Raw genomic sequence first — 19,996 nt, forward strand, 5'->3', positions numbered from 1 at the left:
GGGGGAGGAAAGAGAAAGAAGGGTGCCAGCAGAGCCTCGGCACCCTTTCTATTGATTTTTTACTTAGTTGGAGAGGGCTTTGTTGACCGCCGGACGGGTCAGCATTCGGCGATAATGATCGGCCACTTTGGGGAATTCACTGATCTCTACTCCATCGCTTTTCAGCCAGCCCGCGACCACGAACAGATAGATGTCCGCCACGCTGAACTGCTCGCCGAGTACCCAGGGACCGGCGAGATAGTGCTGCTCAATCTGGGCAAAGCCATCACGCATATTGCTGGCGACTTTCTGCTGCATGGCGGCAATGGCCTGTTCGTCATCGGCCCAGCGGTTGCCACGGCGACCGTGAGCGTGGGAGACATGCACGGTGGAGGCAAGGAAACTGTTGACCTCCTGCATGCGGGCCAGCAGGAACGGATTGTCCAGCGGCGCCAGCTTGGCATCGGGGAAGCGCTGCGCCACATAGAGCAGCAGAGCCGGCGTCTCGGTCAGGGTGCCCTGCTCGGTGATCAGGGCTGGTACCCGCCCTTTGGGGTTGATGGCAAGATACGCAGGATCACGCTGCTCCCCTGCGGCGAGGTTGACGAGACGGGGTTGAAACGGGGCATTTGCTTCCAGCAGGGCAATCTGCACGGCCATGGCACAGGTGCCGGGAGCGAAATAGAGGGTCAGATCGGACATGAATACTCCTGATTGGCTCAGGCCACCCGCGATATCGGCGAAAGATTGCTTCGCGGAGCACCACGGGCAGTCATGAAAAAAGAGAGGGGGCAACGCTTGCCCCCGCAGCCAATCTACACCCCTGAGGGGTGATGTAAAAGCGCAGAATTATTCGGTATTGGCAATTGCTGATACTGCTCGCAGAGGCGGGTGGAATTGCCTACATCTTAACTCCCACGTAAAGCGCATGAGGCACGAGTGCCACCTTTGACATGTATCTTAAGCTGGAGTGATCAATCTGAGGTCATCTTTTCCATATGCACCAAACAATATATCCTCAGATATTTCTTCAAAAGGTTGAATGTATCCATAATGAGTAAAGCCAAGTTCTTGCGCCAACCTTAGAACCAACTTTAACTCCGAATGAGATATAGATTCTGAAACAGCAACTTTTCTGAAAGGTGGGGGGGCTGCATCATTACCAAATTCAGTAAATCCTAATATGCCAATTGAATTTAGCTTTTTAAGAATTTGTACTCTGTTCGAAAGATGAACATTTACTCCACATGAAAGGTCAGACAAAACTGAGTTAGATGGGTTTTCGGTCTCGTTCGGAGTTAGCATCCTTTCAATAGAGTCAATTTTCTTCTCAAGTTCTATCACAAGCGCATCTTTCTTGGAGACTCTTATCGGTTCATTTGTGCGACTACTTAGATATGTGGAGTAATAGGCATCTTCTTGAAGCTCTGGCCGAAATTTGGTCTGTAGAAGAAATAACGCACCTATAAAAACTGGTACGTTAACAATTGCAGCGATAACTAAAGCGCCAGCTTGCCAACTACTAGCATCCATTCTAGTGGCAGCAACTAGAAACGCACTATCAACAGAAAGTAAGCCAACAAGCCATGCCCCGAGTAGCTGTATTGGTTTTGTAATTCTTTCAGGCGTTATTTTTGAGCTATCCATATTTTAGTTCGTAGTCGCTCCAATTTATTTTCTCATAACAGAGATTAGATGAATGGCTGGGATGTCGGTTAGATTAGCGAAGCGTAATCGGACGTTCGCGGTTTCGATAATACTACCAGTCATTCCCCATAAACGTATCTATTGTGCCTATATCTCCACAATGGAGCAACGCTGAATCCATTCTGAATAGAAAAAGACACCACTACTACTCTCATATTCCCTTGAAAATTTGCTTTGAAGCTGGCTGCTGTGGAGAACGGGCAAGAGTTGTGGTCTGTCTGGCTTAAAGGTGACTGTCCATATGTTTTGCCGTTAACCGAGGCTCGCCTGTGCTTCTCTGTGTCAATGACTGTTGTGCTTAAAAATTGCGCTGGTGGATAAAAAGCGAAGGGGGCAATTGCCCCCTTAATCCATTAACCCCGTCAGGGCTGATTAACCGCCGATTTAACCGGCCTTGGCCACCATAGCTTTCAACTGCAGGAAGTACTGCTCGTAGAGGCGGGAGGCATCACCCACATCGGACTGGAATTCGCCCTTGCGCTTGATCTCGTCACTCGGGAAGACCATGGGGTTATTGCGAAACGCCGGGGTGAGCAGGGGAATAGCATCCTTGACCGGGGTGGGGTAGCCAATTGCCTCGGCCACCTTGGCGGCCACATCGGGGCGCATCAGGAAGTTGATCAGGGCGTGGGCCTCTTTCACATGCTTGGCCTTGGCCGGGATGGCGAGGTTGTCCATCCAGAGCACGGCGCCTTCTTCGGGATAGGTCATCTGGATGGAGGGGTATTCGCGCTGGGCGCCGTAAGCCGAGCCGTTCCACAGCATGCCGATATTGACCTCACCGGCAATAAAGGGGTCGGCCGGGTTGTCGGAGTTGAACGCCTTGACGTTGGGCATCAGCTTTTTCAGGTATTCGAACGCTTCGGCGATCTGCGCCTTGTCTTGAGTGTTGGGGCTGTAGCCCAGCTGCACCAGCGCAATATGGAACACCTCGCGGGCATCGTCCATCAGCAGCAGGCTCTCTTTCCACTCCGGTGCCCAGAGCTGCTTCCAGCTGGTGACCGGCTGTTCGATGATATCGGTGTTGGTGCCGATCCCGGTTGCGCCCCAGATATAGGGGATGGAGTAGCGGTTGTCCGGGTCGTACTCGTGGTTGAGCAGGGTAGGGTCGAGGTGCTTGAAGTTGGGCAGCTGGGCGCGATCCAGCGGCTGCAGCATCCCCTCTTTGGCCATTTTCGAGATGAAGTAGGTGCTTGGCACGACCACGTCATAGCCGTCGCCATGGGTTTTCAGCTTGGCGTAGAGGGTCTCGTTGGATTCGTAGGTGGAGTAGATCACCTTGATACCGGTCTCTTGCTGGAACTGCTCCAGCAGGCCGTCCGGCACATATTCCGACCAGTTGTAGAAGTAGACCACCTTGTCATCGGCCGCGTGAGCGCTCTGGCTCAGCAGCGGGGTTGTGAGGGTGAGGGCGGCTGCCAGCAGGGCGCCAGCCTTGTGTTGGATTGTCATCAACAACTCCTTGGGGTTATGGGGCCTTGCGGCCCACCGTGACAGAGTTCGCCAAAGGTGGCGGGGACGAAACGGGCAGGGTCAACCCTGCCGTTTACGCAGTAACAGTTGCGCCAGCAGCACCATCCCGAGGGAGGCGACCAGCATCAGGGTGGCCAGGGCGTTGACCTCGGGGGAGACTCCCACCTTGACCATGGAGTAGATCTTGAGCGGCAGGATCTCGTAGGCCGGGCCGGTAACAAAGGAGCTCACCACCACGTCGTCCAGCGACAGGGTAAAGGAGAGCAGCCAGCCCGCCATCACCGCCGGCAGGGCCAGCGGCAGTATGATGCGGCGCAGGATGATCCACTCGCCAGCCCCCAGATCGCGCGCAGCTTCCAGCATCCGCACATCAAAACCGCACAGCCGCGAGTAGACGGTGATCACCACGAACGGCAGGCAGAAGGTGATGTGGGCGATCAGCAGCGACCAGAAGCCCAGCGCAATGCCGGTGGCCACAAACAGAGTCAGTAGGGAGATGGCCATGACGATATCGGGGGACATCATCACCACGAACAGCATGCCGCTGACGTACTGCTTGCCGCGAAAGCGATAGCGAAAGAGCGCCACTGCGGTGAGAGTGCCGATCAGGGTGGCTGCGGTGGCGGTGAGGGCGGCGATGGTCAGGGAGTGCTGGGCCGCCTGCATCAGGCTGGCGCTGGCAAACAGCTTCTCATACCAGCCCAGGGTAAAGCCGCGCCAGTCGATACCATATTTCGACAGGTTGAAGGAGTTGGCGATCAACACCCCGATGGGCACATAGAGATAGCCAAACACCAGCAGCAGAAACAGAGCCTTCAGTGCGCGCATCATGTCAGTTCCCCCTTCTTGCTGAGCAGCTTGCCCGCCCGCCAGTAGCAGTAGACCAACAGCGCCATCAGCACCGTCAGCATCACGCTGATGGCCGCGCCAAAGGGCCAGTCACGGCTGTTGAGGAACTGGGTCTTGATCAGGTTACCAATCAGCAGGTGCTTGGCGCCCCCCAGCAGATCGGAGACATAAAACATCCCCATGGCGGGCAGGAACACCAGCAGACAACCGGCGATGATGCCGGGCAGGGTGAGGGGCAGGATGATCCGCACCAGCCGCTGCCAGCCGTTGGCGCCAAGATCTCGCGCCGCCTCCAGTAAACGGCCATCCAGCTTCTCGATGCTGGAGTAGAGCGGCAGCACCATAAAGGGGAGCAGCACATAGACCAGCCCGATGATGACGGCCACCTCGGTATACATCATCTGCAGCGGCCGCTCGATAAGCCCCAGATCCAGCAGCCAGCCGTTGATCAGCCCTCGGGTGCCGAGCAGCACTTTCAGCGCATAGGTACGGATCAGGGAGTTGGTCCAGAACGGCACCACCACCAGAAACAGCAGCAACGGGCGGATACGCGCTGGCAGATGGGCCAGCAGCCAGGCAAAGGGGTAGCCCACCAGCAGGCAGATGGCGGTGGCGAGCAGCGCCAGCCAGAGGGAGTGGAGCAGCACCTCGAAATAGAGGGGGTCCAGCAGGCGGCCATAGTTGCTCAGGGTAAAGAGCGGCGCTATAAGCTCGGACTCGTCACGGGTCAGGAAGCTGACGCCGATGATCATCAGGTTGGGCAGGAAGACAAACAGCGTCAGCCAGCCTAGGATCAGCGCGATGGCCGTATTGCGAAAGCCGTTGTGGGCAAAGCTGTGCGCTACCCGCAGATTAGTGAGGCTCATAGGGCAGCACCACCTCCCAGCTGTCGACCCAGTGGATCGCCACCTCCTGACCGAGACGGTAGTCAAAGTCGGGGTCATCTTCGTCGAAGAACTCGGAGATAAGCAGCTGTTTGCCACTTTCGAGTTCGATCACCGAATCCAGCGTTGCCCCCTTGTAGTTGCGCTCGCGGATATTGCCCCGCAGCGCGCCACTTTGATCGTCATCCTGATCGAGAATGCGCAGATCTTCCGGGCGCAGCAGCACTAGCACCTTGTCGTCTGGCTGGAACGGCAAGGCGGTATGGAGCAGGCATTCGCGCCCCTCTACCTCGGCCTGCCAGATACCGGGCTCGCGCTGGCTGATCAGCTTGCCATCCATCACGTTGATCTCACCAATAAAGCGGGCCACGAACAGGTTGGCTGGCGACTCGTAGATATCGCGCGGGGTGCCGCGCTGGATGATCTTGCCGCCCTCCATCACCAGGATGCGATCAGACATGGTGAGCGCCTCTTCCTGATCATGGGTGACGAAGACAAAGGTGATACCAAGGCGACGCTGCAGCGCCTTGAGCTCGCTCTGCATCTGCTTGCGCAGCTTGTAGTCGAGTGCCGAGAGGGATTCGTCGAGCAGCAGCAGACGGGGCTTATTGACTACCGCGCGGGCGATGGCGACCCGTTGTTGCTGGCCGCCGGAGAGCTGATCCGGGCGGCGGTTGGCCAGCTCGGTGAGCTGCACCATGGCGAGGGTCTCCTCGACCCGCTGACGGATCTCGCTGGCAGGCACTTTCTGCATCTCGAGGCCAAAGGCGACGTTTTCAAACACCGTCATATGGGGGAAGAGCGCATAGCTCTGGAACACGGTGTTGATGTGCCTGTGTTCGGCGGGGATATGGGTGATCTCGTCACCGGCCAGATGGATGGTGCCACCATCGACCGATTCGAGCCCGGCCAGCAGGCGCAGCAGGGTGGTCTTGCCACAGCCGGAAGGGCCCAGCAGGGTAAGAAATTCACCGTCATAGATTTCAAGGTCAAGGTCACTCAGGATCACCTTGCCATCGTATTTTTTGCTGATCTTGTTCAGCGCGACAATTACCTGTGGATTGTTCATCATCCGCCAGTCTCACCCCAGCCAGTGGCCATCGTGTTGAAAGAGGGCCGCATTCTATGCAGCCGACACATGAAATTAAAGGCTTTTTGGCCCGAATTAGCCGCAAGTGCGCAGGAAAAACGGCTACGAATAGCAGACCAAATCGCTATAATGTGCCACCTGATTTGGTCGTTTTCGATATTGGATAGTCAATTGAGTAATAAAATGCGTATTGGCGGCTCCCTTGAGCAGTCTCTGAACCAGGGTTATCGCCTTGATCTGAAAGGGGTCATCCAGGAGGGATGGCAACAGACCCGCCGTACCGGATTTGGCCTGCTGCTGGCGATTGTCGGGGTGACGGCGATCTGGATCCTGCTTAGCAATGTGCTGTTGTTGCCCTATCTGGGGGATGACAGCCAGATGAATGTGGCCATGGTGCTGAGCCTGCTGATGACGGTGGTAATGGCCCCCATGACCAGCTCCCTCGATATGCTGGGGTTGCAGCAGTCGGTCGGGGTGCGCGCTAGAGCCAACCAGGTGTTCGACTTCTTCCGCCACTTTGTGCGCCTCGGCATGTTGAGCCTGCTTGGCAGTCTGCTCACCAGCCTGTTTGGCCCGCTATTCGATCTGCTGGGCTTGCCCGCCGTGCTCTCTTTCATCCCCTCGGCCCTGATCGGCATGGGGCTGCTCTTTACCGTCCCGTTGGTGCTGGAGCGCGGTCTGACGCCGCCCCAGGCCATTCTGGTCTCTCTCAAGCTCTTTGCGCGCGGCTGGCCCAGCATTGTGCTGTTCCACGGCGTGATGACCGCGCTCTTCTTCCTGGCTCTGATCCCGATGGGGTTGGGGCTTATCTGGGTGGCACCGCTCTATTTCAACTGCAAGGGGATCCTCTATCGGGATCTCTGCGGGGTGGGGGTAGAGGTTAACGAGGTGACAGAAGGCCCCAACCATTTCAATGCATGATGCAAAAGGACGTTGAATGACCCGTCGATATGGAGTGACCAAGGTTTTGCGCCAGAGCCTGCTGGCCACGCTCTTGCTGCCTGGGCTGGCGCTGGCAGAGCCTGTGCTGGATCTGCAATACAGCACCTTCTACAGCCAGATGAAGACCTTTGCCAAAGGGGAGTTTGGTCACGCCAGACTGGGGTTTTATCTGACCGATCCGCAAAATGGTCAGCGCTGTGGCCTCACCTTTGCCCGGGTTGCAACCGACAGCAAGGAGGTTGCGGGCGAGGTAACAATCGATAGCGAACTGCGCCTGCCTTTTGATGAGGATCTCAACCTCGACAAGGGGATCGTGACCGTTGGCCTGAAAGAAGAGCACGCCACTTGCGATATGACGGTACAGGTGATGGCCGATGCGCCGAAAGGGCCCGAGCTGCCGCTGGCCGAGTTGGCGGCCCGTCAGCAGCAGATGCAGTCGCTGCTCGACAAGATGGCGGGCATGGTCGGCAAGCACTTCCTGCCGAAGATGGAAGGGGTACGCATTACCCTGGTGCAGCAGAGCGGCACTGCTTATCTGATTGATGGCGCCCGTCAGGAAGCGCTGCCCTGGCAGGCAGGCCACCTGCTGCTGAGCAATGAGCAACTGGCCGCGTTCGCTGCTGGGCAACTGCGCCTGCAGGGTGACGTGCTGCGACTGACCCCCTGGTTGCACAAGGGCTGATGCCGATGGTGTTGTCACGTTGGTAACAGGCAGATAAAGAAAGCAAAAAAGGAGCGATCATCGCTCCTTTTTTATTGTGTGGCGTTTGCCCTGTGAGCACGGCTTAGCGCACTTCAATCACATCCAGCATGTCCATCTCGTCGATGTCCAGCAGCGGCGCCTTTGGCATCTCGGGCGGATCAAACGCCTTGTCACCGCCATCTATGATGCCGGAGTCGCGGTTGATGCTCTTGAAGTCAAACAGCTTGTGGTCGAGCAGGTGGCTCGGGATCACGTCCTGAATGGCGGTGAACATGGTCTCGATACGACCAGGGAAGCGGCGATCCCAATCCTGCATCATCTGCTTGATGGCTTGACGCTGCAGGTTCTCCTGCGAGCCGCACAGGTTGCACGGAATGATGGGGAAGGCTTTGACGTCGGCGTAGCGGATCAGGTCCTTCTCTTTGCAGTAGGCCAGCGGGCGGATCACCACGTTCTTGCCATCGTCGCTCACCAGCTTGGGCGGCATGGACTTGAGCTTGCCACCGTAGAACATGTTGAGGAACAGGGTCTCGAGGATGTCATCGCGGTGGTGGCCAAGGGCAATCTTGGTGCAACCCAGCTCCTGGGCGGTGCGGTAGAGAATACCGCGACGCAGCCGTGAGCAGAGAGAGCAGGTGGTTTTGCCTTCCGGTACCTTCTCTTTGACGATGGAGTAGGTATCTTCCTCGACGATCTTGTACTCGATGCCGAGGGAGTCCAAATACTCGGGCAGCACATGCTCGGGGAAGCCGGGCTGCTTCTGATCCAGGTTGACGGCAACCAGATCGAAATGGATGGGGGCGCTGGCTTTGAGGCTCATCAGTATGTCGAGCATACCGAAGCTGTCCTTGCCGCCGGAGAGGCAGACCATGACCTTGTCGCCCTCTTCAATCATGTTGAAGTCGGCAATGGCCTGACCCACGTTGCGCCGCAGGCGCTTCTGCAGTTTGTTGAAACTGTATTTTTCTTTGGCGTTCAGCTCTTCTAGCATGCTCGTAAAACCCGGGACACAAATAAGCGCGTTATTATAGCCATGTCCCGGGGGAGGGCAAGGTGCCAGGCACCTTATGATTGATTGCGACGACTGTCGACCGGGCAGCTGTAGTCCGCCGGTTTGAGGATCAGGATATCGCAGGAGAGGCGGTCAATCACATGTTCGGCGGTATTGCCGAGCAAAGCTGCAGAAAGCCCGGTACGGCCGACGCAGCCCATGATCATCAAGGTTGCCTTGAGCTCTTCGGCCATATCCGGCAACACCTCTTCCGGTAGCCCCTCTGCAACACGGGTCCAGAGATGACCAATCCCGAACTTGTCGGCATGGCTTAGCAGCAGGCTTTCGTGGTGCTTGCGGATCGCCTCGTTGTAGGCGTTGGGGTCAAACTCCGGCAGCTCGATGGCCACGTTGACCGGGGTGCCCGGGTAGGTGTTGACCAGATAGAGGTTGGAGCCCAGCAGCTCGGCGATGTCACTCCCCTCCTGGGTGATCCGTTCGTTGAGCAGTTTCTGATCCGGATCGTCGCTTGAGCAGTTGATGGCGGCGATGATGTTGCCGCCCCGTTGCCAGTGACCCTCTTTGACCAGCAGCACCGGACAGGGGCATTTGCGCAGCAGGTGCCAGTCGGTGGGGGTAAAGATGAAGGTTTGCAGGAAGCTGTGATGATGAGTGGCTTTGACCACCAGATCGTGGCGCTGCTCCAGCACTTCCTGAATGACGCATTCGAAGGGACGATTGTGCCAGACTACTTTCACTTCGCACTCGATCCCCTGTGCCCGATAGGGGGTCAGGATCTCGTCCAGCCACTCACGTCGCTGTGAAATGACGCCATCACGCATCTCTTGCCGCTCGTCCACCGAGAGCATGGCAGTCATTTCATACGAGAAGTCATAGATGGTGAGCAGCAGGGTCAGATGGGCGTTTTCGTCCAGCTCGGCGACTTTGACTGCCCGTTCGAGGGCGATTTGACGCTCCTCTTCTGGATTGATAACCACCAGAATATTCTGATATTTGACCATCTTCTCCTCCTTGGAAAAGTCCAATGACAGCAGAATCTTAGCCATTACAGCTTAGCGCAGGAGGAGGGTATGGGGAACGTACCGGATCACATTCCAGAGGAAAGGATCCGGCAGAGAAAGCAGGAGAAAAGCGGGAGGGTAAGCGGAAAAATCAGCCGCAGGGCGGGCGAGTTGCACCGGCCATCATGCCCAGCGCGACCTGATCAAGCACGGTAATGTATTTGCCTTTGACGCTGATGAGACCGGACTTCTGGAAGCGGCCGAGCAGACGACTGATGGTCTCGACTGTCAGACCCAGATAGTTGCCAATGTCACCACGGGTCATGGAGAGACGGAACTCCTTGGCGGAGAAGCCGCGCTCGGAGAAGCGTACCGACAGATTGTGCAGGAAGGCGGCGAGGCGCTCTTCGGCATTTTTCTTGGAGAGCAGCAGGATCATCTCCTGATCGCCCATGATTTCGCTGCTCATCAGACGCATGATCTGCTGGCGCAGTTTGGGCATCTTGCCGGAGAGATCATCCAGCACTTCAAACGGGATCTCGCACACCATGGCCGTTTCCAGCGCCTGGGCGAAGGAGGGGTGGGCCTGCTTGTTGATGGCATCAAACCCGACCAGATCGCCAGCGAGGTGGAACGCAGTGATCTGCTCATCCCCTTGCTCGGTGATGGTGTAAGACTTGATGGTCCCGGAACGGATGGCATAGAGCGATTTGAACTCATCGCCAGCCTTGAACAGCTCTTCACCCTTCTGGATCGGCTTCTTGCGCTCGATGATGCTGTCCAGCTGATCAAGCTCGTTGTCGTTCAGAGTGAAGGGAATACAGAGCTGACTGATGCTGCAATCCTGGCAATGAATTGCACAGCCACCGCTCTGGATACGTCTGCCAGGTTTCTTTTCCGGGATCATAGGCTCATACGAATAATTGATTTATATCAAACAAGTTTACCATCAACTCATCCGTTTTGGATAGGGTTTCAAAAGGAAGCAATGCCAATCCAGAAGGTATGTACCCCGAACAAAATGAGCAGCAGGGCACCGCCAAGGCGCAAACTGCGCAGGGTGAGCCAGTATCTGAGGCGATCGGCAAGCCCCCCCAACGCAAACAGGGTGGGCAGGGTGCCGAGACCAAAAAAGAGCATGATCAGCGCACCGCCACTGGCCGACCCGGCCGCCGCGCTCCAGGTCAGCATGGAGTAGACCAGCCCGCAAGGCAGCCAACCCCACACCATGCCAAAGGGCAGTGCCTGCAAAGGCGAGGTGAAGGGGAGAAACTTGCCCGCCAGCGGTTTGATATGGGGCCAAAGTCTGGCGCCGAGCCGCTCCAGCAGCAAGATCCCTTGCCACCAGCCCGCCAGATAAAGGCCAAGCGCAATCATCAATAACGCTGCCACGAGGCGTAAGCCGGCAATACCGTGTTTGCCTGCGCCCAGCTCGCTGGTGGTGGCGAGCAGGCCGCCCACCAGTGCACCTGCAATGACATAGCTCAGGATCCGGCCGAGGTTGTAGTTGAGCAGATAGGCGAGTCGCCCCCAAAAATGCTGCTTGTTGGCGGGGATCGCCATGGAGAGCGCGGCAGATACACCCCCACACATGCCGATGCAGTGGGCGGAGCCTGCCAGTCCGACCAGCAGGGCACCGGCCAGATCAAGGTTGTGGGTCATGGTCAGCAGGCTTTGCGGGTTTGTGGGTGGGTTGCTCTTCGTCAAACAGGATGTTGGAACCCTGCCGGTCGAGATCTTCAAACTGCTCGGAGCGAATGGCCCAGAAGAAGACGACCCCGGCGATGATCACAAACAGGATGGCGATGGGGATCAGGACAAAAATTATATTCATGAGAGGTACCTTGGCGTTCATCCTTGGCAAGCGTCCCCTATGGTAACCCTGTTCGGGCAGGGGGCCAGCCGCTATCAGTGAGAAATGTGGCCTGCATCGGAGGCAGGCCACATTTTCAGCTATTTTCCGCCACCGGTCTCATCGGTTGAGGCGCATGGAGTTGGTTACCACGATGAGGGAGCTGAGCGACATGCCCGCCGCCGCCAGATAGGGGGGCAGCCAGCCGCAGGCCGCCAGCGGCAGCACCAGCAGGTTGTAACCGATGGACCAGGCGAAGTTCTCGATGATGATCTTGCGGGTACGTATTGCCAGCACTCTGGCCTCGAGCAGTCGGCTCAGGTCATCGGCCAGCAGGATGGCATCGGCGCTGTTTTTCGCCAGATCGGTGCCACCAGCCATGGCAAACGAGGCGTGAGCGCCAGCCAGTACCGGCGCGTCGTTGATGCCATCGCCCACCATGATGCTGATATCCCCCTGGGCTTCCCGGGCCTTGAGGTAGGCCAGCTTGCCATCGGGCGAGACCCCCTTGACCAGCTCATCCACTCCTAGCTCGCGGGCAATCTCGTCTGCCTGCAAAGAGCTGTCGCCAGTCAACACGGTAGTTTGCAGACCTGCCGCCTTGAATGCCGCGATCAGCGCCCTGGCATCGGGGCGCAGGGTATCTTCCAGATTGAAGCGGGCCAAGACCTGCTGCTCGTCGGCCAGATAGATAGCCAGACCGCGGCCGTGTTCTTGCGCCGGATCCAGCCCAAGCCAGCGGGCACTGCCGATGCGGTAACGTACGCCATCCACCAGCGCTGTGATGCCGTGACCGATGACCGGGGTGATCTCGCGGGCGGATGGCTGCACACTGATACAGTCGGCAGGTAGCCGGAAGGCGCGAGCTATGGGGTGCTCGGATTGCGCTTCCATGGCCCGGGCGATGGCTAGGCAGTGCTCCTCGTCCACGTCTGCCAAGGCGGTGGTGCCGGTCAGACTGATCTCGCCGGTTGTCAGGGTGCCAGTCTTGTCCATCACGATCCGGTTGGCCTTAGTCAGCACGTCCAGCACATGACCACGGCGCAGCAGAATGCCGTTGCGGGTCAGATTGGCGGTGGCCGAGGTTAGCGCCGTCGGAGTCGCCAGCGACAGGGCACAGGGGCAAGTGGCAACCAGCACGGCGAGGGTGACCCAGAACGCCTGATCCGGTTGATGGAAGTGCCAGAAGGTCCAGACCGCAGCGGCAATGATCAGCAGCACCAGAATAAAGTGGCGCGACAGCTGATCTGCCATCTGGGCGATGGCCGGTTTGTCGTCGAGGGCGTGATCCTGCAGCCGCATGATCTGGGCGATCCGCGACTCTTCGATGCGGTGGCTGACACGGATCTGCAGCGGCGCATCCGTGTTGATGGTGCCGGCATAGACCTGATCACCGCGCTGTTTGAGCAGGGGCAGCTGTTCACCGGTCAGCATGGATTCGTTGAGGCTGGCTTGCCCTTCGACAATGATGCCGTCCGCCGGCAAGGTGGCGCCAGCCAGCACCCGTACCCGATCGCCGACCTGCAAGGTCTTGGCCGCTACCTCATGCTCCCCTTCATCATCGATGCGGGTCGCCATGATGGGCACCAGTCGTGCCAGGTTGGAGCTCGATTCCGACGCCTTGCGCCGGGCCCGCAACTCGAGAAAGCGCCCCAGCAGCAGGAAGAAGACGAACATGGTGATGGAGTCGTAATAGACCTCACCGGTATTGAACACAGTGGCCCACATGGAGGCGATAAAAGCCCCGATCAGCGCCAGCGACACCGACACATCCATCGACAGGTGACCCTGTTTCAGGCTGCGCCAGGCACCCACGTAAAAGGGTTGGGCTGAATAGATCATGATGGGGGTAGAGAGCAGCAGGCTTATCCACTTGAAGTAGACCATGAACTCATCTTCAACGCTGATGAAGAGATCCATATAGAGGGCCACGGCGCACATCATCACCTGCATTGAGCCCAGCCCTGCCAGTGCCAGCCGGAACATATAGCTGCGCACCTCTTTGGCGTAGATCGCCTCCTGTTGATGGGTCTGGAACGGGTAGGCACGATAGCCGATCTGGGCAAATCCCTTGAGGATGTCACTCAGGGAGAGCTGGTCCGGATCCCACTTGATGCGGGCCCGGTGGGTGGTGGTGTTGACGTTGATGTAGCGCAGGCCGCCAAGGGTCATCAGGTGGCGTTCGATCAGCCAGGCACAGGCGGCGCAGGTGAGCCCTTCAACTGTCAGCTGGATTTCGCGAAGGGTACCGTTGTCGGTGACAAAATCCTGTTGCACTTCTGCCAGATCGTAGTGGGTGAGGGCGGCCAGCTCCTCGGGTACCAGATCCCCCTTGGTGCCGGGAGCGGTGCGGTGATCGTAGTAACTGGCGAGGCCGCACTCCATGATGGTTTCCGCCACCGCCTGACAACCGGGGCAGCACATGGGGCGAACAATCCCCTTTATCTCGAGGGAATAACCACTATTAGCGGGTACCGGCTCGCCACAGTGAAAACAGGGGGTCATGCGTTATACCTCCCTGAATGCAGAATGCAAGCAGCAGGGGCGGTGGCGAGAACCGGCTCGCCACAGTGAGAACAGCCGGTCATGGCTTAGCGTCCTTTCGGGTCGAGTTCGACAGGGGCCAGGGTGGGCAGCTGGACGGTCTCTTGTAATCGCCACTGGTGATCGAAGGCATCGACCCGAATGTGCCACTTGCCGACCAGCGGCTTGTCGAAATGAAGGCGATAGGTGCCGCTCGCATCGGCGGTGATCATGTGTTCGCTGTCCTGACCGGCCAAGGTCGGGTGGAACAATGAGAGATAGAGAGCTTGCCCGGCAGGAATGTCACCGCTGATGGGTTTGAGGGTCAGCTCGTTGCCGTCAACCTCCAGCCCAAAGCGGATATTGAGGGCTTCGGAGCGGTCAAACTTACTCAAGTCCTGATTGATCTCTTTCCCTTGTTTGTAATAGTCCTCGGCCACCAGATTGACCCCATCCTTGCTGGCGATGATGGCGGTGGCGATGCTGCCAACAACGGCGGCAGTGGGGAGGGCGATGATAAACCAGGGCCAGAATTGGCGATACCACGGTTTGGATAGAGGTTGGGTCATGATTGCTACTGCCATGAAACGAATGATTAACGTGGAAGATGGTTTTTACGCAACACAAGATAACAAAAAGCCTCGAGGAGTCGAGGCTTTTTGCTGTGTAATCACGTGTTTATCACATGTTACAACGTTACGGGCGAACCTTATTTGGCAGACTGTTGATGAGACAGGCTGTAAACGTAGGAGGCCAGCAGGTGAACCTTGTCCTCACCCAGAATATCTTTCCAGGCTGGCATCACGCCGTGACGACCGTGGGTGATGGTTTGTACCACCACTTCGCGGGAGCCACCGTAGAGCCAGGTGTTGTTGGTCAGGTCTGGCGCACCGACGGCAACACCGCCCTTGGCATCGGCCCCGTGGCAGGCAGCGCAGATGGCAAAGCGTGCTTCACCTTTCTTCGCTTCCACCAGGTCAACCTTGCGACCGGAGAGGCTCAGCACATAGGAGGCCACTTCCTGAACGCCATCTTTGCCGAGGATTTCACCCCAGGCAGCCATGATCCCCTGACGACCGCCCATGATGGTGGTCTTGATTTGATCAGGCTGGCCGCCCCATTGCCATTCGCTGTCGGTCAGGTTCGGGAAGCCGCGACCACCACGGGCATCGGATCCGTGGCACTGGGAGCAGTTCTGCAGGAACAGACGCTGACCCACTTTCAGGGCTTCCGGATCCTTGGCGATCTCGGTGATGGCACGATAGGTTTTGCCATCCGCTTCGTAGGTGAGTTCACGGAACTTGGCGCCGTAGATCTCGTCAGCCTTGGCGACCTCGCGGTCATACTCCACCGCGCGACCTTCAGCCTTGGCCGATTCGGTTGCAGCCTTGGACTCGGCCAGCGAGCGCACGTCCTGGTTGGAACTTTGCCAGCCCAACAGGCCTTTGAAGTTGCCAAGCCCCGGGAAGGCGATCAGATAGACCAGACCGGTGACGATGAAGAAGAGGAACATGTAAGTCCACCACTTCGGCAGCGGGTTGTTGATCTCCTCGATGCCATCGAAGGAGTGACCCATCGATTTGCCTTCTTCCACACCCATCTTGTCCTTGCGGCACCACATCAGCAGCAAGAAGCAGCCGAGGATGGTTCCCAGACTGATGACAGTCACAAAAATGCTAAACAGAGTGCTCATTATTGTTTCGCTCCTGCGTTCTTTTTATCAGCACCGGGTTGCTCATCATCGGCAAAAACCAGATTGGCAGCCTCGTCGAAAGAGGTCTTGCGGCGTTTGCTGTAGGCCCAGACGATGATGCCAATCATGATGGCCATCAACAGCAGGGTATACAGACCGCGAAATGTGCCGTAGTCCATTTTCGCCTCCTTATTTCAGGGCATGACCCAGTGATTGCAGATAGGCCACCAGCGCATCCAGCTCGGTCTTGCCCTTGACGGCTTCGCCAGCACCCTGAATATCGGCGTCTGTATAGGGCACACCGAAGTGATCGCGGAACAGCGCCAGCTTCTTGGCCGTCATCTCACCAGTCAGCACATTGGTATCAAGCCAGGGGTAGGCGGGCATGTTGGATTCCGGTACCACATCGCGCGGGTTGATCAGGTGAACCTTGTGCCACTCGTCGGAGTAGCGGCCACCGACACGGGCCAGATCCGGACCAGTACGCTTGGATCCCCACAGGAAGGGGTGCTCCCAGACGCTCTCACCGGCGACCGAGTAGTGACCGTAACGCTCGGTTTCGGCACGGAACGGACGGATCATCTGGCTGTGGCAGTTGGTGCAGCCTTCGCGAATGAAGATGTCGCGTCCTTCCATCTGCAGAGCGGTGTAGGGCTTGAGGCCCTCCACAGGCTCGGTGGTTTGCTTTTGGAAGAACAGCGGGGTAATTTCAACCAGGCCCCCCAGGCTGATGGCGAAGATGATGCCGACCACCAGCATGGGAACGCTTTTTTCAAATATTTCGTGACGGTTATTGTTGCTCATGGGTTGACCTCTTCAATCATGCTGGCTGGGCGACAGGTTCCAGAGAACCTTTGGGCGCAGTGATGGTGCGATAGGCGTTGTAAGCCATCAGCAACATGCCGGTGACGAAGAAGCAGCCACCCAGGAAGCGCACGAAATAGAAGGGATACGATGCCTGCAGGGCTTCAACGAAGCTGTAGGTCAGGGTGCCGTCTTCGTTGACTGCACGCCACATCAGGCCCTGCATCACGCCGGAAATCCACATGGCAACGATGTAGAGCACGGTGCCCACGGTCGCCAGCCAGAAGTGAACGTTGATCAGCTTGACGCTGTACATCCGGCCCTGGCCGAACAGGTTCGGGATCAGATGGTAAACCGCACCGATGGAGACCATGGCAACCCAGCCCAGCGCACCGGAGTGAACGTGACCAACGGTCCAGTCGGTGTAGTGGGAGAGGGCGTTGACGGTTTTGATCGCCATCATCGGGCCTTCGAAGGTCGACATGCCGTAGAAAGACAAAGAAACGATCAGGAAGCGCAGGATGGGGTCATAACGCAGTTTGTGCCAGGCACCGGAGAGGGTCATGATGCCGTTGATCATGCCGCCCCAGGAAGGTACGAACAGGATCAGGGACATCACCATGCCCAGTGACTGAGCCCAGTCAGGCAGTGCGGTGTAGTGCAGGTGATGCGGACCGGCCCAGATATAGAGGGAGATCAGCGCCCAGAAGTGCACGATGGAGAGGCGATAGGAGTAAACCGGGCGACCGGCCTGCTTGGGTACGAAGTAGTACATCATCCCCAGGAAGCCGGCGGTCAGCAGGAAGCCTACCGCGTTGTGGCCATACCACCACTGCACCATGGCGTCCATGGCGCCGGAGTACATGGAGTAGGACTTCATGCCGGAGAGGGGCACTTCCATGTTGTTGACGATGTGCAGCACCGCAACGGTGATGATGAAGGCGCCGAAGAACCAGTTCGCCACATAGATGTGGGAGGTGGTGCGCTTCATCAGGGTGCCGAAGAAGACGATGGCATAGGCGACCCATACCACAGTGATGGCGATATCAATCGGCCACTCCAGCTCGGCATACTCTTTGGCGGAGGTGAAACCCAGCGGCAGAGAGATGGCGGCAGAGAGGATGATTGCTTGCCAGCCCCAGAAGACGAAGGTTGCCAGCGGGCCACCAAACAGTCTGGTTTGACAGGTGCGCTGCACCACGTAGAACGAGGTGGCCATCAGTGCACTGACGCCGAAGGCGAAGATCACTGCGTTGGTATGGAGGGGCCGCAGACGACTGTAAGTCAGCCACGGGGTCTCGAAGTTGAGGGCAGGCCAGATCAACTGGGCTGCGATCAGTACGCCAACCGACATGCCGACAATTCCCCAGACAATCGTCATGACGGTAAACTGGCGAACAACGGTGTAGTTGTACTCAGGATGGTTAGTTGTATGGCTCATCGTTATATTCCGCTTCCGATGCTGCTGTTGTTTGGTTTTGAATCCGGAGAACCGGACTGGCTTCATCAGCCACCGCCGACCAGTTGTTAACATCTGTTAACGAAAGGAAAAGCAAAAGATGGCTAAATGAAAACTGCATGGGAATGATACTGAAGTGACAGGTAAAATAACAGTATAAACAGTGATATATTTGGCTCCGTCCGGTCTCGATATGGCAGTTTTTTACCTTGTTCGAGATCACAAAAAACTATTTTAATTGCATCTTAATCGGGCTGTTTTTGATGAAAGAGAGACTTACCGCACGTAAAGTTTTGCACCTCGTACTGGTATTGGCGCTGTTATTGGCGCTGATGGCCTATCGCACCTGGTTTTCGGCCGATAACAGCGTCTCTGCTGACCAGAAAAAAGATCAGATTTGTGATCTTTCCCACACCCCTTGCAGCGCGCTGATTGGTGACAAGTCGCTGACGGTCGCCATCAAGGAATTACCGCTGCGCGCTGAACATGACTTTGCCGTCGCTATTACCGGCGGCGATCCGGCCATCAAACCGGTGAAAGCGACACTCGAAGGCAAAGATATGTTTATGGGCACCATTCCGGTGAACTTTGAAGAAATAGACGGACAGTGGCAGGGGGTGACCCAGGTGGGGAGCTGTACATCACCCGTCATGATCTGGTTGTTAAATATCGAGTGGAGTAATGGTCAACGCCAGCAATTGGCGCTTTCCGTTGCCCGGGAATAACGGCGCAAGTAGCGGGGAGTGGAAAAAATATTTGAAATTTCCCGGCCAGACGTTACCTTCCCCAAACCATCAGGGAGTGAAGTTCATTTAATCATGATTGAAAAACAACCGTTTTATCGCACCCTCAACCAGCAGGCCAAGGCGCTGCTGGAGGGGGAAACCGATCTGATTGCCAATCTGGCCAACCTCTCCGCACTGCTTAATCAGGAGCTGGAGGAGATCAACTGGGTCGGTTTTTATCTGTTGCAGGGCGAGACCCTGGTATTGGGGCCATTTCAGGGCAAACCGGCCTGCGTGCGGATCCCGGTCGGCCGTGGGGTGTGTGGTACGGCAGTGGCAGAGGGGAGAACCCAGCTCATTGACGATGTCCACCAGTTCGACGGTCACATCGCTTGTGATGGCGCGAGCAACTCGGAAATCGTGATCCCGGTTCGCCGTGGTGGCGAGATCATCGGGGTGCTCGATATCGACAGTCCGATTTTTAACCGTTTCGACCAGGAAGACCGGATTGGCCTCGAAGAAACGGTGCAAATTTTGGAAAGCATGCTCTAAGTCATTGCTAGATGGTTCGCAAAAGGCCCCAAGCTCTCTATAATGGGGCCTTTGTTGTGCTCGGGACGTGCCCGTGCGTTTATATGAAAGCCAAGGTTATACATGGAAAACACTGAGAAGCTGAAGAACAGTAAAGAGATCGTTGCCTACCTGGTCGAGAAATTCCCGGCCTGCTTCGTTGCTGAAGGAGAGGCCAAGCCGCTCAAGATTGGCATCTTCCAGGATTTGGCCGAGCGTCTTGCTGACGATGCCAGAGTCTCCAAGACCATGCTGCGTTCCGCACTGCGTCAATACACCTCCAGCTGGCGCTACCTGCACGGTCTCAAAGCTGGCCAGGCTCGCGTTGATCTGGATGGCAACCCGGGCGAGCTGCTGACCGAAGAGCACATCGAGCACGCCAAGCAAGCTCTGAAAGAGAGCAAAGAGCGCGTATTCGCCAGCCGTCGTACCAATACCAAAGAGAAGGATGAGAAGGCCAAGAAGCCCCGTCGTCCTGCTGTGCGCAAAACCGAGAAAGCTGATGTAGCTGCCAAGCCGAAAGCTGCCGCCAAGGCACCGGTCGCTGACGCTCCGCTGGTTAAAGTGGATGCCGCTACGCTGAAAGTGGGTCAGGATGTGCGCGTCGTTATGGGTAAATTCCCGGTTCCGGCAACCATCAAGGAAGTAACCAAGGACGATGTACAGGTCCAACTGCAGACCGGCATGATGGTGCGGGTCAAATCAGAGCACTTGGTTCTCTAAGGAGACA

At 57.1% G+C, this 19,996-nt stretch carries 22 protein-coding genes; 5 read left to right on the top strand and 17 right to left on the bottom strand.

Annotation, left to right across the window (positions count from 1 at the left end):
* Window positions 1–63 precede the first annotated feature (63 nt).
* The 6 genes from NOM06_RS05325 to potA form a co-directional block, all read right to left on the bottom strand.
* Window positions 64–681 (bottom strand): glutathione S-transferase family protein, encoded by a 618-nt coding sequence (locus NOM06_RS05325; protein WP_236349364.1) that lies wholly within the window; start codon window positions 679–681, stop codon window positions 64–66.
* Between the two features lie 258 nt (window positions 682–939).
* The gene (locus NOM06_RS05330; RefSeq protein ID WP_236349363.1) at window positions 940–1,626 is read right to left on the bottom strand and encodes a hypothetical protein; all 687 of its coding nucleotides are present in this window, start codon (window positions 1,624–1,626) and stop codon (window positions 940–942) included.
* A gap of 444 nt (window positions 1,627–2,070) precedes the next feature.
* Window positions 2,071–3,138, bottom strand: coding sequence for an extracellular solute-binding protein (locus tag NOM06_RS05335; RefSeq protein WP_005345409.1), 1,068 nt, complete (start codon window positions 3,136–3,138; stop codon window positions 2,071–2,073).
* Window positions 3,139–3,219: 81 nt separating this feature from the next.
* Window positions 3,220–3,990 carry a spermidine/putrescine ABC transporter permease PotC gene (potC, locus tag NOM06_RS05340; protein ID WP_005345410.1) on the bottom strand — a complete coding sequence of 257 codons (771 nt, stop codon included), beginning with the start codon at window positions 3,988–3,990 and terminating at the stop codon, window positions 3,220–3,222.
* On the bottom strand, window positions 3,987–4,874 hold the full coding sequence (gene potB, locus NOM06_RS05345) for a spermidine/putrescine ABC transporter permease PotB (protein ID WP_255910301.1): 888 nt from the start codon (window positions 4,872–4,874) through the stop codon (window positions 3,987–3,989). The genes potC and potB overlap by 4 nt, the downstream gene beginning before the upstream one ends.
* On the bottom strand, window positions 4,861–5,964 hold the full coding sequence (gene potA / locus NOM06_RS05350; protein WP_042083132.1) for a spermidine/putrescine ABC transporter ATP-binding protein PotA: 1,104 nt from the start codon (window positions 5,962–5,964) through the stop codon (window positions 4,861–4,863). Before potA ends, potB begins: the two co-directional genes overlap by 14 nt.
* 201 nt (window positions 5,965–6,165) lie before the next feature.
* On the opposite strand from potA, the gene NOM06_RS05355 reads away from it, so the two are divergent.
* Together NOM06_RS05355 and NOM06_RS05360 are read left to right on the top strand one after the other, a co-directional pair.
* Window positions 6,166–6,903 carry a hypothetical protein gene (locus tag NOM06_RS05355; RefSeq protein ID WP_005351939.1) on the top strand — a complete coding sequence of 246 codons (738 nt, stop codon included), beginning with the start codon at window positions 6,166–6,168 and terminating at the stop codon, window positions 6,901–6,903.
* A 16-nt stretch (window positions 6,904–6,919) separates the two neighbouring features.
* Window positions 6,920–7,606, top strand: a complete 687-nt coding sequence (locus tag NOM06_RS05360; protein ID WP_111901086.1) for a DUF2987 domain-containing protein — start codon at window positions 6,920–6,922, stop codon at window positions 7,604–7,606.
* A 103-nt stretch (window positions 7,607–7,709) separates the two neighbouring features.
* Here NOM06_RS05360 and ttcA read toward each other — a convergent pair whose 3' ends face one another.
* From ttcA to ccoN, 11 genes are all read right to left on the bottom strand, one after another.
* A complete protein-coding gene (gene ttcA / locus NOM06_RS05365) occupies window positions 7,710–8,618 on the bottom strand; it encodes a tRNA 2-thiocytidine(32) synthetase TtcA (RefSeq protein ID WP_005336634.1) in 909 nt (302 codons plus the stop codon).
* 74 nt (window positions 8,619–8,692) lie between these two features.
* Complete coding sequence (uspE, locus tag NOM06_RS05370; protein ID WP_005345417.1) at window positions 8,693–9,640, bottom strand: universal stress protein UspE; 948 nt, start codon at window positions 9,638–9,640, stop codon at window positions 8,693–8,695.
* A 151-nt stretch (window positions 9,641–9,791) separates the two neighbouring features.
* Complete coding sequence (locus NOM06_RS05375) at window positions 9,792–10,547, bottom strand: FNR family transcription factor (protein ID WP_005351934.1); 756 nt, start codon at window positions 10,545–10,547, stop codon at window positions 9,792–9,794.
* A 68-nt stretch (window positions 10,548–10,615) separates the two neighbouring features.
* On the bottom strand, window positions 10,616–11,302 hold the full coding sequence (locus NOM06_RS05380; RefSeq protein ID WP_255910304.1) for a sulfite exporter TauE/SafE family protein: 687 nt from the start codon (window positions 11,300–11,302) through the stop codon (window positions 10,616–10,618).
* Window positions 11,286–11,474, bottom strand: a complete 189-nt coding sequence (gene ccoS, locus NOM06_RS05385) for a cbb3-type cytochrome oxidase assembly protein CcoS (RefSeq protein WP_005360558.1) — start codon at window positions 11,472–11,474, stop codon at window positions 11,286–11,288. Before ccoS ends, NOM06_RS05380 begins: the two co-directional genes overlap by 17 nt.
* Window positions 11,475–11,612: 138 nt before the next feature.
* Window positions 11,613–13,997: a heavy metal translocating P-type ATPase gene (locus NOM06_RS05390; protein WP_255910306.1), complete on the bottom strand. Its 2,385-nt coding sequence runs from the start codon at window positions 13,995–13,997 to the stop codon at window positions 11,613–11,615.
* An 86-nt stretch (window positions 13,998–14,083) separates the two neighbouring features.
* Window positions 14,084–14,584, bottom strand: a complete 501-nt coding sequence (locus tag NOM06_RS05395; RefSeq protein WP_005345427.1) for a FixH family protein — start codon at window positions 14,582–14,584, stop codon at window positions 14,084–14,086.
* Window positions 14,585–14,724: 140 nt separating this feature from the next.
* Window positions 14,725–15,708 (bottom strand): cytochrome-c oxidase, cbb3-type subunit III, encoded by a 984-nt coding sequence (gene ccoP / locus NOM06_RS05400; RefSeq protein WP_019446377.1) that lies wholly within the window; start codon window positions 15,706–15,708, stop codon window positions 14,725–14,727.
* Window positions 15,708–15,887 carry a CcoQ/FixQ family Cbb3-type cytochrome c oxidase assembly chaperone gene (locus NOM06_RS05405; protein WP_005336620.1) on the bottom strand — a complete coding sequence of 60 codons (180 nt, stop codon included), beginning with the start codon at window positions 15,885–15,887 and terminating at the stop codon, window positions 15,708–15,710. Before NOM06_RS05405 ends, ccoP begins: the two co-directional genes overlap by 1 nt.
* A gap of 10 nt (window positions 15,888–15,897) precedes the next feature.
* Entirely contained in the window at window positions 15,898–16,512 is a 615-nt protein-coding gene (gene ccoO / locus NOM06_RS05410; protein ID WP_005336618.1) for a cytochrome-c oxidase, cbb3-type subunit II, read from the bottom strand.
* Between the two features lie 16 nt (window positions 16,513–16,528).
* A complete protein-coding gene (gene ccoN / locus NOM06_RS05415) occupies window positions 16,529–17,953 on the bottom strand; it encodes a cytochrome-c oxidase, cbb3-type subunit I (protein WP_005360548.1) in 1,425 nt (474 codons plus the stop codon).
* Window positions 17,954–18,234: 281 nt separating this feature from the next.
* On the opposite strand from ccoN, the gene NOM06_RS05420 reads away from it, so the two are divergent.
* The 3 genes from NOM06_RS05420 (at window position 18,235) to proQ (ending at window position 19,989) form a co-directional block, all read left to right on the top strand.
* Complete coding sequence (locus NOM06_RS05420) at window positions 18,235–18,696, top strand: hypothetical protein (RefSeq protein WP_255910308.1); 462 nt, start codon at window positions 18,235–18,237, stop codon at window positions 18,694–18,696.
* Window positions 18,697–18,789: 93 nt separating this feature from the next.
* Entirely contained in the window at window positions 18,790–19,248 is a 459-nt protein-coding gene (locus NOM06_RS05425) for a GAF domain-containing protein (protein ID WP_005351924.1), read from the top strand.
* A gap of 102 nt (window positions 19,249–19,350) precedes the next feature.
* Entirely contained in the window at window positions 19,351–19,989 is a 639-nt protein-coding gene (proQ, locus tag NOM06_RS05430; RefSeq protein WP_005351923.1) for an RNA chaperone ProQ, read from the top strand.
* Window positions 19,990–19,996 lie beyond the last annotated feature (7 nt).

The sequence above is a fragment of the Aeromonas sp. JL9 genome (assembly GCF_024436075.1).
GTDB classification, from domain to species: Bacteria; Pseudomonadota; Gammaproteobacteria; order Enterobacterales; family Aeromonadaceae; genus Aeromonas; species Aeromonas veronii.